Source organism: Methylobacillus flagellatus KT (assembly GCF_000013705.1).
GTDB lineage: Bacteria > Pseudomonadota > Gammaproteobacteria > Burkholderiales > Methylophilaceae > Methylobacillus > Methylobacillus flagellatus.
In genome coordinates this window covers 1,172,700-1,187,734 of record NC_007947.1, presented here as the reverse complement: position 1 = coordinate 1,187,734, position 15,035 = coordinate 1,172,700, and the positions used below count along the sequence as shown (strand labels likewise).

Annotated in this window: 12 protein-coding genes and 1 tRNA gene; 9 read left to right on the top strand and 4 right to left on the bottom strand. The window is 55.7% G+C overall.

Annotated elements, in window-relative coordinates:
- Window positions 1-35 precede the first annotated feature (35 nt).
- The 4 genes from trpS to MFLA_RS05810 all read left to right on the top strand — a co-directional run bounded on the left by trpS (window position 36) and on the right by MFLA_RS05810 (window position 4,067).
- The gene (gene trpS, locus MFLA_RS05825; protein ID WP_011479360.1) at window positions 36-1,055 is read left to right on the top strand and encodes a tryptophan--tRNA ligase; all 1,020 of its coding nucleotides are present in this window, start codon (window positions 36-38) and stop codon (window positions 1,053-1,055) included.
- A 264-nt stretch (window positions 1,056-1,319) separates the two neighbouring features.
- Window positions 1,320-1,817 carry a GreA/GreB family elongation factor gene (locus MFLA_RS05820; RefSeq protein ID WP_011479359.1) on the top strand — a complete coding sequence of 166 codons (498 nt, stop codon included), beginning with the start codon at window positions 1,320-1,322 and terminating at the stop codon, window positions 1,815-1,817.
- A gap of 12 nt (window positions 1,818-1,829) precedes the next feature.
- Window positions 1,830-2,432 carry a nitroreductase family protein gene (locus MFLA_RS05815; protein WP_011479358.1) on the top strand — a complete coding sequence of 201 codons (603 nt, stop codon included), beginning with the start codon at window positions 1,830-1,832 and terminating at the stop codon, window positions 2,430-2,432.
- A 39-nt stretch (window positions 2,433-2,471) separates the two neighbouring features.
- Window positions 2,472-4,067 (top strand): ABC-F family ATPase, encoded by a 1,596-nt coding sequence (locus MFLA_RS05810; RefSeq protein ID WP_011479357.1) that lies wholly within the window; start codon window positions 2,472-2,474, stop codon window positions 4,065-4,067.
- A 105-nt stretch (window positions 4,068-4,172) separates the two neighbouring features.
- Here MFLA_RS05810 and yegD read toward each other — a convergent pair whose 3' ends face one another.
- Window positions 4,173-5,429 carry a molecular chaperone gene (yegD, locus tag MFLA_RS05805; protein WP_011479356.1) on the bottom strand — a complete coding sequence of 419 codons (1,257 nt, stop codon included), beginning with the start codon at window positions 5,427-5,429 and terminating at the stop codon, window positions 4,173-4,175.
- A 237-nt stretch (window positions 5,430-5,666) separates the two neighbouring features.
- On the opposite strand from yegD, the gene MFLA_RS05800 reads away from it, so the two are divergent.
- From MFLA_RS05800 to MFLA_RS05780, 5 genes are all read left to right on the top strand, one after another.
- A complete protein-coding gene (locus MFLA_RS05800; protein ID WP_011479355.1) occupies window positions 5,667-6,551 on the top strand; it encodes a DMT family transporter in 885 nt (294 codons plus the stop codon).
- 73 nt (window positions 6,552-6,624) lie between these two features.
- Window positions 6,625-6,715, top strand: a tRNA-Ser gene (locus MFLA_RS05795).
- A gap of 185 nt (window positions 6,716-6,900) precedes the next feature.
- Window positions 6,901-7,467, top strand: coding sequence for an FxDxF family PEP-CTERM protein (locus MFLA_RS05790; protein ID WP_011479354.1), 567 nt, complete (start codon window positions 6,901-6,903; stop codon window positions 7,465-7,467).
- 167 nt (window positions 7,468-7,634) lie between these two features.
- Window positions 7,635-9,053, top strand: a complete 1,419-nt coding sequence (gene mltF, locus MFLA_RS05785) for a membrane-bound lytic murein transglycosylase MltF (protein WP_011479353.1) — start codon at window positions 7,635-7,637, stop codon at window positions 9,051-9,053.
- A 142-nt stretch (window positions 9,054-9,195) separates the two neighbouring features.
- Window positions 9,196-10,956 (top strand): cation:proton antiporter, encoded by a 1,761-nt coding sequence (locus MFLA_RS05780; protein ID WP_011479352.1) that lies wholly within the window; start codon window positions 9,196-9,198, stop codon window positions 10,954-10,956.
- Between the two features lie 51 nt (window positions 10,957-11,007).
- On the opposite strand, the gene serS is transcribed toward MFLA_RS05780, so the two are convergent.
- The 3 genes from serS to MFLA_RS05765 all read right to left on the bottom strand — a co-directional run bounded on the left by serS (window position 11,008) and on the right by MFLA_RS05765 (window position 15,019).
- Entirely contained in the window at window positions 11,008-12,306 is a 1,299-nt protein-coding gene (gene serS / locus MFLA_RS05775; RefSeq protein ID WP_011479351.1) for a serine--tRNA ligase, read from the bottom strand.
- Between the two features lie 48 nt (window positions 12,307-12,354).
- On the bottom strand, window positions 12,355-13,677 hold the full coding sequence (locus tag MFLA_RS05770) for a replication-associated recombination protein A (RefSeq protein WP_011479350.1): 1,323 nt from the start codon (window positions 13,675-13,677) through the stop codon (window positions 12,355-12,357).
- A 109-nt stretch (window positions 13,678-13,786) separates the two neighbouring features.
- The gene (locus tag MFLA_RS05765; protein WP_011479349.1) at window positions 13,787-15,019 is read right to left on the bottom strand and encodes a FecR family protein; all 1,233 of its coding nucleotides are present in this window, start codon (window positions 15,017-15,019) and stop codon (window positions 13,787-13,789) included.
- Window positions 15,020-15,035 lie beyond the last annotated feature (16 nt).

The following is a 15,035-nucleotide window of genomic DNA, read 5'->3' as shown; positions in this document are numbered from 1 at the left end:
GCCTGCCCGGTTTCAGACAAATTGAGAACAATACGATGAGCACAAAACCCATTATCCTCACAGGCGACCGCCCGACCGGCCCTTTACACCTCGGGCATTACGTCGGCAGCCTGCGCAACCGCGTGCATTACCAGCATGAGTACAAGCAGTACATCATGCTCGCCGACGCCCAGGCGCTCACCGACAACATGGATGACATCGACAAGGTCCACCGCAACGTCATCGAGGTGGCCCTGGATTACCTGGCAGTCGGCATCGACCCCAAGCTGTCCACGATCTTCATTCAATCGCAAGTGCCCGAGCTCACCGAACTCGCCTTTTACTATCTCAACCTAGTGACGGTCGCCCGCCTGGAGCGCAACCCTACGGTCAAGGAAGAAATCCGCCTGCGCAATTTCGAGCGCGACATCCCCGCAGGATTTCTTACCTACCCTGTCAGCCAGGCAGCCGATATCACTGCCTTCAAGGCAACCTTGGTGCCGGTGGGAGAAGACCAGATCCCGATGATAGAGCAGACCAACGAAATCGTGCGCCGTTTCAACCGTCTCTACAAGCACCCGGTCACCAAGCAGGAAATCCTGGTGGAGACCAAGGCGCTGGTGCCGGAAATCGGCCGCCTGCCCGGCATCGACGGCAAGGCAAAGATGAGCAAATCCCTGGGCAATGTCATCAATCTGGGGGCCTCCGCCGATGAAGTCAGCAAGGCGGTGAAGAAAGTCTACACCGACCCCCTGCACCTCAAGATCGAGGATCCAGGCCATGTGGAAGGCAATATCGCATTCACTTACCTGGACGCATTCGATACCGACAAGGCCGCAGTAGCCGAGTTCAAAGCCCACTACACCCGCGGCGGCCTGGCCGACAGCGTCGTGAAAAAGCGCCTGGAAGCCGTGTTGCAGGAACTGTTGACCCCTATCCGAACCCGTCGTGCCGAGCTGGCTGAAGACAAGGGTTACATCCTGCAGTTGTTGCGTGAAGGCACAGAGCAAGCGCGTGAAGTCGCCGCCAGGACCATGGACGAGGTGAAGGCTGCACTGGGGTTGAATTATTTTTAAGCTATCGTGCAATCGTTTGGTGGCATGATCTCGCTGCTTGCTTCCCTCAACGCGATCTGTGTAGGTCGCGTTTTTTATTCATGACGCTGGATGCCGCCTCCCGAATTTGGCGATAGCGATACAGGCACCCGCACACCCACATAGAATTGTAGCGTCAACACACACTGCCAGCACTCCAATCCAATCAGCGATTCCATGGCAGGAATAAGGCGCTGCAGCTCTCTCCACTTAGGTTATAATTCAAGGTTTTATAGGTCGTGCGCCATGAGTCGTGGATTTGTAAAAGAGGACGATCTGGAGCATGCTGGCACGGATCTGCCGGAGCGTCCGCTCAGCCCGCATCCGAACTACGTCACCCCGCATGGCTTCAAGCTGTTGCAGCAACAGGCCAGTGCGCTGGAGCAAGAGCGCCAACCGCTCACAATGCGCAAGGATGACCCCGCCGTGCAACAGCGGCTGGCCATGATAGACCGCGACTTGCGCTACCTGCAAGCCAGGCTGGAATCTGCCATCGTGGTCGATCCAGCGACACAACCAACCGACACTGTATTGTTTGGAGCCACGGTTGAAGTGGAGGATGAAAATGGCAACAGCCATACGTTCATGATCGTCGGCGAAGACGAAGCAGATATTGCCACCAACCGCGTCAGCTGGGTGTCACCGCTGGCCAAGGCACTGATCGGGCAGAAAATTGGCGACAGTGTGACGTGGCACCGGCCGGCAGGGAACCTGGAACTGGAAATTATTGCAATCCACTATTGAGGAATCCGATACATGAATGTAATTGAAGCCATTGAGAGCCGCCGCTCGATCAAGGCATATGATCCCAGCCACACGATGTCCGAGGCTGAGATAGAGCAACTGATGTCACTCGCCATCCTTTCCCCCACGGCATTTAATATCCAGAACTGGCGCTTCGTCCTGGTGCAAGACCCAGAACTGCGCAAGCAGGTGCGAGCTGTCAGTTGGGACCAGGCACAAGTCACGGATGCTTCCCTGCTGATTGTGCTCACGGCTGACCTGAAAGCCTGGGAAAAGGAGCCGCGCCGCTACTGGCGCAATGCAGAACAATCTGTTCAGGATTACCTGGTCAACGCCATCGACAATTATTATCGCGGCAAGGAGCAGGTACAGCGCGACGAAGGCATGCGCTCCTGTGGCATGGCCGCCATGACGCTGATGCTGGCAGCCAAGGCGCTGGGCTACGATTCATGCCCGATGGACGGATTTGATTTCGACGCAGTCGCCAAACTGCTCAATCTGCCCGCCGACCATACGCCTGTGATGTTCGTTGCCATTGGCAAGGGCACTCAGCCTCCACGCCCACGCGGCGGCCAATTGCCGCTGAATGAGGTCGTCATCCGCAACAAGTTTTAATTCATTGACTATTCGTTTTACTTTAGGAATACAACCGACGTGTTAATCGCAAACAATATCACCATGCAGTTCGGTGCCAAGCCCTTGTTCGAGAATGTCTCGGTCAAGTTCGGCGACAACAACCGCTACGGTCTCATTGGGGCCAACGGCTGTGGCAAGTCCACCTTCATGAAAATCCTGGCCGGCGTTCTGGAACCGACCTCTGGCAATGTCGCTCTGGATGCGAACGAACGCATGGCCTTCCTGCGCCAGGACCAGTTTGCCTATGAGGATCAGCGCGTGCTGGACGTGGTTATGATGGGGCACCAGGAAATGTGGAAGGCCAATGTAGAAAAGAACGCCATCTACATGAACCCGGAAGCGACCGAAGACGACTACATGAAAGCTGCCGAACTGGAAAGTGTGTTTGCCGAATATGATGGCTACACGGCCGAGGCACGCGCAGGTGAACTGCTGCTGGGTGTCGGCATCCCCACCGATCAGCACAATGGTCTCATGAGCGCAGTGGCGCCAGGATGGAAGCTGCGCGTGCTGCTGGCACAGGCCCTGTTTGCCAATCCCGACGTATTGCTGCTGGACGAACCCACCAACAACCTCGATATCAATACGATCCGTTGGTTGGAAGACGTACTCAACAACCGCGATTGCACAATGATCATCATCTCGCACGACCGGCACTTCCTGAATCAGGTCTGTACGCATACCTGCGACATGGACTACGGCACGATCAAGGTCTATCCAGGCAATTATGACGATTACATGGAGGCCTCCACCGCTGCACGCGCGCAAGCGGCCAAGGACAATGCCCGCGCCAAGGAAAAAGTGGCCGAGCTGCAGGAATTCGTGCGCCGATTCTCCGCTAACAAGTCCAAGGCCAAGCAGGCAACCAGCCGCCTGAAAATGATCGACAAGATCAAGATCGAGGAATTCAAGCCATCCAGCCGCCAGTATCCGTTCATCCGGTTCGAGTTCGATGAGAAAGAAAAACTGCATCGCCAGGCGGTGGAAATCGAGAATCTTGGCCATGGTTATGACAAGCCATTGTTCAGCAATTTCAACCTCATGGTGGAAGCCGGCGAGCGCATTGCCATCATCGGCGAAAACGGCGTAGGCAAAACCACCCTGCTGCGCTGCATCGCGGGAGACATCCAGCCCAACCATGGCAGCGTCAAGTGGGCAGAAAAAGCCAAGATCGGCTACTACGCCCAGGATCACGAATATGAGTTCGACGGCGGGGAATCATTGTTCGAGTGGATGACCAAGCATACCCAGCCAGGCGACGACGATCAGTCGGTGCGCAGCATGCTGGGGCGCCTGCTGTTCTCTGGAGAGGACACCAAAAAGTCTGTCAAGGTGCTTTCCGGCGGCGAAAAGGGTCGCATGCTGTATGGCAAGCTCATGCTGGCGCGCACCAATGTGCTGTTGATGGATGAGCCAACCAACCACATGGACATGGAATCCATTGAAGCGCTCAACACCGCATTGGACAAGTACAAGGGAACGCTGATTTTCGTGAGCCACGACCGCGAGTTTGTCAGCTCCCTTGCCACGCGCATCCTGGAAGTGAAGCCGGACGGCATCGTCGACTTCCTTGGCAACTACGAGGATTACCTGGCTAGCCAAGGTCTCGAATAATCAACGCTAGCGAGGGCTTCCATCACAAAAGGATTGCATGGCAATCCTTTTGTGATTCCCCCGTTGCCGGCATGCCGCACATTTCCCTTCTGTTTTTACTCCCAGCTAAGCGAAATGCCGATTGGCAAACACACTCAAGCCGCAAGCGACACTGCCATGCATGTTGCCCGAAACGAATGGCACGGCATCGCCCACGACCTCGCGGATCACCTGCTGGATGACGGGAGAGACGGCAGAGCCACCGGTCAGGTAAATCTTGTCTGGGCGGGATGCGCTAGCCTGGCGCGCATCATCGATCACCTGCCGGATTTTCTCGGCAGACCGGGCAATCGCCTGACGGAAATCCTCACGGGAAACGTGCACTTCGAGCCCATCCTCGACATATCCAAGCTCCAGTACATGGCTTGTCCTGCGCGATAATTCAATTTTTGCCAGTTCGGCGCTGCGTACGAGATGGCTGCTGAGCTTGTCCAGCCATACCCTGTACAGCCTTTCACGCACAGTGTCTGCCTGGGCGTGCACAGGCATCTCGAAGCGCGAGTAGAATGCTTGCTGGCTGGGAATACTGTTGACTGTAATCGCGTCAAATGCCTTGTTATGCAGCTCGTCCGTCCCACGCCCGAACAAGGGCATGATCGTGTGCCAGCCCAGGTTGATATCAAGATCAACCCCGCCGATGCGGTTGCCAGAATATGCCAGCAGGTCATCGCTACGCTCGCGCTTGTCCCGGTAGGATGGTCCGACCTTGACTACGGAGCAATCCGTCGTTCCTCCCCCCACGTCCACCACCAGCAGCACTTCATCCCGATCAAGGCATTGCTCATAATCCAGCGCCGCTGCCAGCGGTTCGTACATGAAGACAACCTCTTCCAGGCCTGCGCCTGCAGCGGCATGCTCCATGATTGCCAATGCCTGCTTGTCCCCCTCCTCGCCTCGGATGCCGTGATAGCGGATCGGCCTGCCGATGACGGCCTGGCGCAACTCCTGCCCATAGAACTCTCTGGCCCGTTCCAGGATATGCGTCATCATCTTGGCAATGACGATCTGGAAAAAATCCATCTGATCCTTGCTGAGATCGCTGCCCAAGAATACTTTGGGCGACTTCATGAACAAGCCATCACCGGGATGGCGAACATAGGCTTCAATCGCTTCAGAGCCATACAACAAACCCTGCGCACTGCCCAATTGCTGGCGTATGCTGCGTGATGCTATGTCATCGTTGAGCTCATGCTCCGGGAATGCGCGATAGATCGCCGAAGGCAGGTAAACACTGTTCCGCTCCAGCTCGGCCTGCACCACCTTGCCGTCCTTCACGATTCCCAGCGACGAATTGGAAGTGCCGTAATCTATTCCACAATGCATGATCACTGTCCGTAGGCGCCCAACGGGCTGTTCGAAAAGAACCCTATTATACGCGACCCACTGGCGAGACCCATGGCCACCGCCTCCCCCACTTCGGCTCAGAAAGCTTGAAGGATGCCGAAAGAGGCTTGCAGCAACGTAATTTCACCAGACGACATTCACCATACCGATGTCCGTGATACACTCCGCCGCTGATATCACGAATGCTGCCCGCTACACTCTTCCAGGCCTCCTGACATGCAATCAATGTTCAAGCCACAACTGCTGCAAGGCATCCTCTGCATGTGCGGCGCCATATTCCTGTTTGCGGGCAGCGATGCGCTTTCAAAATATCTGGCCGGTTTCTATGCCGTTGTCATGATCATCTGGGTCCGCTACATCATCCATAGCAGCCTCATGCTGGTCGTTATGCTGCCGCGCTCCGGTTTCGCCGTCTTCAAGACCCGCAATCCTGGTTTGCAGCTCCTGCGAGGCCTATGCATGGTAGGCACCAACATGCTCTTCATTTCTGCCTTGCGCTACATCCCCCTCGCCGAAGGCACTGCAATCGTCTACCTGACGCCACTGATCGTCACCATCTTGTCCGGCCCGCTGCTGGGGGAACGCGTCCGGCCACTGCAATGGTTCGCCGTGTCTCTCGGCTTTGTGGGGGTGCTGGTGATGTTGCGGCCCGGCGGCGCACTGTTCACTTCCGTCAGCTTACTTGCCGTAGGTGCGGCATTCACCTTCAGTCTGTACCAGCTCATCACGCGCAAACTCAATGCCACGGACAGCTCAGCCACCACCAATCTGTTGAGTGGCCTGGTGGGTAGCGCTGCCCTGACTTTCATCGCGCCTTTTTTCTGGCAAACCCCAAGTGCCCATCATGCACTGCTACTGCTCGCCCTGGGGGTATCGGCCTTGCTAAGCCATCTCCTGATGACAGAGGCATACAAGCATACCAACCCGGCAACGCTTGCACCTTTCACTTATGGGCAATTGATCTTCGCCGGGCTGATCGGCTATCTGTTTTTTGGACACATACCCGATCTGTACAGCGTCATTGGCATCACCATCATCTGCGCCGGCGGCATCCTGGTACTATCACCGAAACCCGGGGCAGGGACACGGAATGTGCAATAGGCCTCCCTGTCGTCCCATGGACACATGATAGGTTTTACTTGGAAGTGCCGCTAAGCTATAATCCGCGCTCACCGGAGAGGTGGCAGAGCTGGTTGAATGTACCTGACTCGAAATCAGGCATACGTGAAAGCGTATCGAGGGTTCGAATCCCTCCCTCTCCGCCACAGCCCCTCCACCCAATCCCCACATGTCATCTTAATGACTGCCCCCTGGTCAAAAAGCACTATTTAGTCCATTTGCCCTATTGAGCGACCTGCAAGGATCGGTGACTATGTCTCGGACGGGCTGATCATAAGTCCATAACAGTTTGGTCCTTTCATTTTCATTCTCATATTTTTAGGGGTTTATCATGCTAGCTACAACATTCAAGAAAAGTGCGGTTGCACTGGCCTTCGGTCTGACTACATTTGCAGCATCCAGCGCATTCGCTGCTGAACCAATTGTGCTTCCAGTTACTGGTGGCAATATCCACTTTGGTAACGACTTCGACACTTTAGGTGAATTCACAGACGTGTTTCAATTCACACTGACTGAACCAACCGATGTTACAGGAACAGCAAGCTCAACTTACTTAACCATTGGTTCACTCCTGTATCAGGGTATTGACTTGACCAGCGTTGTTCTGAGCGGTGGCTCTAGTGTAGAGAACACGGTCAGCTACTACTTTGATGGAGGATCAAGCTCAACCAACACTTGGACTTTCTCGGGTATTAACTTGACAGCTGGTACTTATACGCTAACTATCAAGGGTGAAGCAGGCCTGACTTCAATTCCCACCGCGCAAGCATCTTATGGTGGCAACCTGACTTTCACTGCAGCAGTTCCTGAGCCATCCACCTACGGCATGCTGGCACTGGGTCTTGGTCTGGTTGGATTTGCTGCCCGCAGCCGCAGGAACGCAAGCAAGTTCGCTTAATCAGTAATCCGGTTTCATTCAAGGCTGCGGTTTTCCGCAGCTTTTTTTGTTTGTGCCTTGTGAACACATTGCTACATTGAAGCGATGTCCGTGCTTTTAATGGGCAGGCAAGAACTAAAAGATGCTCAGACTGGACAAAGACAGCAATCTTTAGGAAACTTGGCTGGATGCGTTTACTGGTTATCTTTTTATTGGCGCTGTTGCTGATGGCTTGCAAAGAGGCGCCCAAACCGCTTGCAGACCCGCGCACGACGAAGGAAATCATTGTGGTCACCCACAATGGCCCAAGCACGTATTACTACAGCGGCAACAATCAATATGCGGGACTGGAGCATGACCTGGTACGCAATTTCGTTCGTGAGCTTGGTCCTGAATACAGTGTCAAGTTCCTCGTCGTCAATAACATCTCCCAGGTCATTCCCACCCTGCTCAAGCACAAAGCTCACTTTGCCGCCGCGGATCTCAGCATCACCCGTACGCGAGAGCACCTGGTCAGGTTCACCCGGCCCTACCAGAAAGTGCAACAACAGATTGTCTTCAACAACGAGCTGACAAAAGCGCCAAAAAACATCAAGGAGCTGCTCAACAGGCAAATTGCCGTTCCTTCCGGCACCAGTTATTCGGAACGCTTGCAGCGCCTGAAGGAACAGGAGCCCCTGCTCAGCTGGACAGAAACCCCGCATGCGAACTCCGACGAGTTGATGGCTCAAGTTGCCGAAGGCGAGCTGGATTTTACCGTCGCCGATGGACATTTGATTGCACTGGTACAGAACTATTATCCCAATCTTGGTGCAACTCTCGCATTGGGAAAGCCTGAAGAGATCGCATGGGCCTTTCCGAAAACAGGCGATACATGGCTGTATGAAAAGGCCAATGCATTTTTTACCCGCATCAGCCAGGATGGCACACTCAACCATCTGATCGACCGCTATTACGGTCACGCGGACCGACTCAAGCCAGTGGATGTCACCACTTTCATGCAGCGCTCCGAGACCTTGCTACCTCAATACAAGCGGTTATTTTATGAGGCACAGGAGCTGACAGGACTGGATTGGCGCTTGGTCGCCGCGATTGCATATCAGGAGTCGCATTGGGACAGGTTCAATACTTCACCCACCAATGTACGGGGGATGATGATGCTGACGGAGGATACCGCCGACCGGCTGGGCGTTACCGACAGGCTGGACGCGCGCCAGAGCATTATTGCCGGGGCACGATATGTGCTTATGCTCAAGGACTTGATCCCGGACAGCGTGCACGAGCCGGACCGAACCTGGATGGCGCTGGCGGCCTACAATATCGGTTATGCCCATTTGCAAGATGCACGCATTCTCGCAAAGCGATTGAAGCTCAATCCTGATCGCTGGGTGGATGTCAAAAAGGCTCTGCCACTCCTGAGCAAGGAAGAATATTTTTCAACGCTCAAATATGGCTTTGCTCGCGGCGGCGCTCCAGTTGTGTTTGTGGAGTCCGTACGCACCTACCACAAGATACTGGCGCGGCGCGAGCCTCGGCACACGCCCATCTTCCCTAGTTTCGAAGTGGCCAACCTGAACGGCTTTGGCAATACGCTGAGTCAGGAATAAACAGAGAAAAGCAGGCGCTTTCCAGCCTTCGATCCTACCGGGATCGTTATAGAATAGAACGGTCCAGTCACACAATACAATAAACATGACGCCGACCTTTATCCCCGTCGCGCTTCTACGATAGAGAAAACATATACGATTTATGCACGCCGCCGCCTTCATCCAGGACCTGGCTGTCATCATGCTGGTGGCAGGCATGGTCACCATCATCTTTCACCGGATGAAACAGCCCGTGGTACTGGGCTATATTCTTGCCGGCCTGATCCTGGGGCCTCACACGCCGCCGTTCGCCATGGTGCACGACAATCATACGATCGAGATACTGGCCGAGCTCGGCATCGTATTCCTGATGTTCTCGCTAGGGCTGGAGTTCAGTCTGCGCAAATTGCGGGCCGTCGGGGCGACTGCCGTGGTGGCCGCCCTGGTGGAAATTATCGTGATGATCTGGCTGGGTTATGAGATAGGTAGTTACTTTGGCTGGAGCTCCATGGACTCCATCTTCCTTGGTGCCATGCTGGCGATTTCGTCGACCACTATCATCGTCAAGGCCCTTGATGAGCTCAACATGAAGCATGAGCGTTTCGCGCAGATGATCTTCGGCGTGCTGATCGTCGAGGATATCCTCGGCATCGGCATTATTGCACTGCTTTCCGGCATTGCAGCGACCGGACAGGTATCTACGCTGGATGCCGCCATCACCATTTCCAATCTCACCTTGTTCATGGTGGTTGCCCTGGTACTGGGCATTATCTTCGTCCCCAAACTGCTGGAATATGTCGCGGGCTTCAAGCGCGACGAAATGCTGCTGATCACCATTCTCGGCTTGTGTTTCGGCTTCTGCCTGCTGGTGATGAAGCTGGACTACAGCGTGGCACTCGGCGCCTTCATGATCGGCGCCATCATGGCAGAATCGCGCCGCATCCGGGTAATCGAGCGGCTGATCATGCCAATACGCGACATGTTCAGCGCGATCTTCTTTGTCGCCATCGGCCTGATGCTCGACCCTGCCATCATCATCGAGTATGCCAAGCCCGTGATCGTAGTCACTCTCGTCATCATCTTCGGTAAGATCTTTGCCTGCACGCTGGGCGCCATGGCAGCTGGCAATGATGGGCGCACCTCCCTGCGTGTCGGCATGGGCCTGTCGCAGATCGGCGAATTTTCCTTCATTATCGCCGCCCTTGGCCTGACACTCGGCGTTACCAGCTCATTTCTCTATCCAATCGCGGTTGCTGCCTCGGTCATTACCACACTCACCACGCCTTATCTCATCAAGGCCGCAGACCCGCTCTCCAGCGCCCTGGCGCGCAATATGCCAGCCAGGATCTCGCAATTCTTCCGGCTCTACAGTGATTGGCTGGACTCCAATAACCATCTTCCCGGCAGCGACGGCGCCATCCTCGCGGGAATCTACCGCAAGCTGCTGCTGCAAGTATTCGTCAACCTGTGCATGGTCAGTGCCCTCTTTCTGGGGGCGGTCTGGCTAGTCAATGGCTACCTGATCAGCTTGCCATCGCCCACCCGAGACATCATGTGGCAGCAGGCCGTCACCTGGGGAGGAGCATTGCTGTTGGCAGCACCTTTCCTGATCGCGGCCTTCAGAAAGCTGCAATCCCTTGGTCTATTGATTGCCGACCATACCACGCAAGGCATGATGGGAAATGATTGCGGCCGCGTACAGCGCTTCATCGCCAAGGCGGTCAACGTGCTGGCCGTCATCGGCATGACACTGCTGATCCTGGCATTAAGCCACCGCATCATGCCGCCACTGGACGTCTGGATCGTAGTACTGCTGATTGTTGCAGGGCTGGTTGCCCTGCTCTGGCGCTGGTTCGTGCTACTGCACTATCGCATGCAGATTGCCCTGCTCGAGACTTTGAGCCAGGAAAAAGAGGAGCATTGACACTCCCGCGAGCAATCATCGCCCGCGGTGGTATCAGGGCAAAAGGCCGGATTATTGCTGGGCGCTGATAACGGTCAATCCACCCATATAAGGACGCAGCACTTCGGGCACGACTACGCTGCCATCCGCTTGCTGGTTATTCTCCAGCACAGCCACCAGCGTGCGGCCCACGGCCAGGCCGGAACCATTCAAGGTATGCAGCAGCTCCGGCTTGCCGTTTTCGTTGCGGAAACGGGCCTGCAGGCGGCGCGCCTGGAATGCCTCGCAATTGGACACGGAAGAAATCTCGCGATAAGTGTTCTGTGCGGGCAGCCAGACCTCCAGATCGTAGGTCTTGGCTGCACCAAAGCCCATGTCACCGGTGCACAGCAGCACAACCCGGTATGGCAATCCCAATGCCTGCAGTACATGCTCCGCGTGCCCCACCATCTCTTCCAGCGCATCGTAACTACGCTCGGGATGCGTGATCTGCACCATTTCCACCTTGTCGAACTGGTGCTGACGTATCATGCCGCGCGTATCGCGACCATACGAGCCGGCTTCGGAGCGGAAACATGGGGTATGTGCCGTGAGCTTGATCGGCAAGCTGTCCAGCGGCACGATTTCATCGCGTACGGTATTGGTCAGCGTCACCTCTGACGTCGGAATCAGGTAAAACGCTTCATTGCTTTCACCCTCCTGTCCGCCCTTCTGCGCAGCAAACAGATCTGCCTCAAACTTGGGCAGCTGGCCGGTGCCGCGCAGGGAGTCTGCATTGACGATGTAGGGTGTATAGCATTCGGTATAGCCGTGCTGTTCCGTCTGCGTATCCAGCATGAACTGGGCGAGCGCACGATGCAAGCGGGCAATCTGGCCGCGCATGAGGGTAAAGCGCGCACCCGCCAGCTTGGCGCCGGTATCGAAATCCAGTCCCAGCGGCGTGCCGATATCGGTATGATCCTTGACATCGAAGTCAAAACGGCGCGGCGTCCCGACACGGCGTACCTCGACATTGTCCTCCTCAGATTTACCGACAGGCACACTCTCATGCGGCAGGTTAGGCACACTCAGCAAGAGCTGCTGCAGTTCAGCCTGGATCGCGGCCAACCGCTCTTCGCCTTCCTTCAGCTGCGCACCCAGCCCAGCTACTTCCGCCATGATGGATGCCACATCCTCGCCCCTGGACTTGGCAATGCCGATCTGCTTGGATGTCGCATTGCGCTTGGCCTGTAAATCCTGCGTCCGCGTCTGCACCGTCTTGCGTTCGTTCTCCAGCGCAATGAAGGCATTGATGTCAAAGGCAAAGCCGCGGCTGGAAAGGCGCGCCACGACGTTATCGAGGTCATTGCGTAACTGCTGGATGTCTAACATTGAAATTCCTGATGATTACATTGTGTGCAAAAGCACGTTGATAGGGGATCACTTCTTGCGCTGCTTGCTACGTGCTTCTTCATCCAGCGCGCGCAAATGCGCCATTTTTTCGCTGATTTTACCTTCAAGCCCGCGCTGCGTGGGCACATAAAACTGGATGGCCTCTAGACCATCGGGGAAATAGTCCTCGCCTGCGGCGTAAGCGCCTGGCTCATTGTGCGCATACCGGTATTCCTTGCCGTAATTCAGATCCTTCATGAGCTTGGTCGGCGCATTGCGCAAATGCAAGGGCACGGGACGCGACTTGTCGCTGGCGACAAAGGCCTTGGCCTGGTTGTAAGCCATGTAGGCCGCATTGCTCTTCGCCGCCACCGCGAGATAGATCACGGCATTGGACAACGCCAGCTCCCCTTCGGGCGACCCCAGCCGTTCGTAAATCTGGCAGGCTTCCAGCGCCATGGTCTGCGCACGCGGATCGGCAATGCCGATGTCCTCGACCGCCATGCGCACGATGCGACGGCCCAGGTAAAGCGGATCGGCGCCGCCATCCAGCATGCGCAGGAACCAGTACAGGGCCGCATCCGGATTGGAGCCGCGTACGGATTTGTGCAGGGCGGATATCTGGTCGTAGAATGCCTCCCCCCCTTTGTCGAACCGGCGCAGCTTGCTCGCCATGGTCGACTGCAGGAATTCGGCATCGATCTTCGTCACCCCGGCAGTTAATGCCGCATTGAACAAGCCCTCCACAAAATTGAGCAGCCGGCGGGCGTCGCCATCCGCATAGCCAAGCACCTGCTCCACGACTTCCGGCGTCAGGGGAATATCCAGTTGCATTTCCTGTTTGCCGCGCTCCAGCAATTGCTTCAACTCGTCTTCGGACAAGGCATTGAGCACGAACACCTGAGCACGGCTCAACAAGGCGCTGTTGACTTCGAACGAAGGGTTTTCCGTGGTTGCGCCAATGAAAGTGATCAGGCCGCTTTCAACGAACGGCAGGAACGCATCCTGCTGGCCCTTGTTGAAACGGTGGACTTCATCGACGAATAGGATGGTACGGCGTCCAGACTGCTGCAGCGTATGCTCGGCCCGCTCCACTGCCTCGCGTATGTCCTTGATGCCGGCCAGCACAGCGGACAAAGGAATGAACTCGGCATCCGCGGTGTTGGCAATCAGCCGCGCCAAGGTGGTCTTGCCTACGCCAGGTGGCCCCCACAGGATCATTGACGGCAGCTTGCCCGACGTGAAAGCCAGGCGCAAAGGCTTGCCTTCGCCCAGCAAATGCCGCTGCCCGACCACCTCGTCGAGCGATTTGGGCCGCAAGCGCTCCGCAAGCGGCGCCTGGGGAGCAATGGGTTCGAATAATCCGGTCAAAGAATATGCCTGCTATCGTGATGGGTTATGCTGCAGAAGCAGCCAGCAAAAGGGATTGAAAGATCAACTAGTGTTATTTTACCGTCAAGTCCATGTAGAAAACGACAGCCTATGGCGCACCCATAAGCCTCCCGTCCAAGTTCAGGGTTTGGTTGTTCACCACAATCAGGTTGAGCAAATCCCGCACGGAGAAATTGACCCCGGCTTTCCCCAAGTCATCTCCACTGAGCTGGCCCCAATGCACTTTTAATGTGCAGTCAAACGTACACCCTGAGCCACTCATGCGCCCATCACTGAAAGTAAAGCTGCCATCAGACTGCAACTGCCCTACAGCCTCTTTCTGCGTATTCAGGCTAACAAGCGTGGTCCAGTCACGCAGGTTCACACTGAATCCTGCCTGATAATTACTGAAATCGACCCGGAGCGTCCCCGTCGCAGCCAGTGTTACCGGAATACCGAAAAACCGCCCGCTGACATCGCTGGTGCCACTCCAGGTACCTGTCATGTTGCGCGCATTGGCGGTGAGGATTTGAGAACTGATGGCGTCACCGCCGCCTCCGGGAAGAGGGCTGGGTACAGTAGGCGTATTGTCGACCGTGTCTTCAAGCTCGCTCAGCACATCACAAGCGACCAACACACAAGGGGCGCCAAAATCACTCCTGATATCAGCATTGCGAAAGCCATTTTCACTGGTATCCGTTGTCTGCTTTTCCTCGAGCGTGTCTTGCAGAGTCCCCTGCTGAGGTCCCGCCGCCACCAATACTGGCATGATCTCCGAATAGCTCGGCCGGCTTGTCATATTAGAGACCTCCCCTGCCTGGCCTTTATAAAGCACGAGGTTGCCTGCATGATTTTCCATGAATACGGCACCGTCCCCCACCTTGACCAGCAGCTTTTGTGCATCGTCAAGCGAGGCAGTAAACTCTGTGCCACGGATGCCGATGGTGGCCACAGGAGTATCCATGCGGTAATTCGGCTTGTTCGCATGGCCGATGACACCGGTAATGGCGCGCAAGCCACCTTTGATCAACCGAAAAATGCCGCGCTCGCTGCCATCTTCCCGCCCACTGTAGTGATACGCCTCCACCTTGAAACTGGTGTTGGGCTGTAAGGAGATGTATCCACCGTCAATGAACTTCACCTGCATGCGGCCATCAGCCGTCAATAAGGTTTCTCCTGCATCAAACTCAGCTCCTTTTGCAGCCTCGCGGAGACCCCCTGACGAATCCATGATATTCGCGACCCCATGGACAAATTCCACCTTGCCTGCAGCAGCCAGCGTTAAGTCTGCATGGGCGATCAATCCGAGCATCAGCAGTGACGTCTTTAATAAATGCCTCATACGCATAGTCCTCTTT

Bases quoted from the DNA above. Each gene is read 5' to 3' on its own strand.
- trpS (WP_011479360.1), top strand. From the start codon at position 36: ATGAGCACAAAACCCATTATCCTCACAGGCGACCGCCCGACCGGCCCT.
- MFLA_RS05820 (WP_011479359.1), top strand. From the start codon at position 1,320: ATGAGTCGTGGATTTGTAAAAGAGGACGATCTGGAGCATGCTGGCACG.
- MFLA_RS05815 (WP_011479358.1), top strand. From the start codon at position 1,830: ATGAATGTAATTGAAGCCATTGAGAGCCGCCGCTCGATCAAGGCATAT.
- yegD (WP_011479356.1), bottom strand. From the start codon at position 5,429: ATGCATTGTGGAATAGATTACGGCACTTCCAATTCGTCGCTGGGAATC.
- MFLA_RS05800 (WP_011479355.1), top strand. From the start codon at position 5,667: ATGCAATCAATGTTCAAGCCACAACTGCTGCAAGGCATCCTCTGCATG.
- MFLA_RS05790 (WP_011479354.1), top strand. From the start codon at position 6,901: ATGCTAGCTACAACATTCAAGAAAAGTGCGGTTGCACTGGCCTTCGGT.
- mltF (WP_011479353.1), top strand. From the start codon at position 7,635: ATGCGTTTACTGGTTATCTTTTTATTGGCGCTGTTGCTGATGGCTTGC.
- MFLA_RS05780 (WP_011479352.1), top strand. From the start codon at position 9,196: ATGCACGCCGCCGCCTTCATCCAGGACCTGGCTGTCATCATGCTGGTG.
- serS (WP_011479351.1), bottom strand. From the start codon at position 12,306: ATGTTAGACATCCAGCAGTTACGCAATGACCTCGATAACGTCGTGGCG.
- MFLA_RS05765 (WP_011479349.1), bottom strand. From the start codon at position 15,019: ATGAGGCATTTATTAAAGACGTCACTGCTGATGCTCGGATTGATCGCC.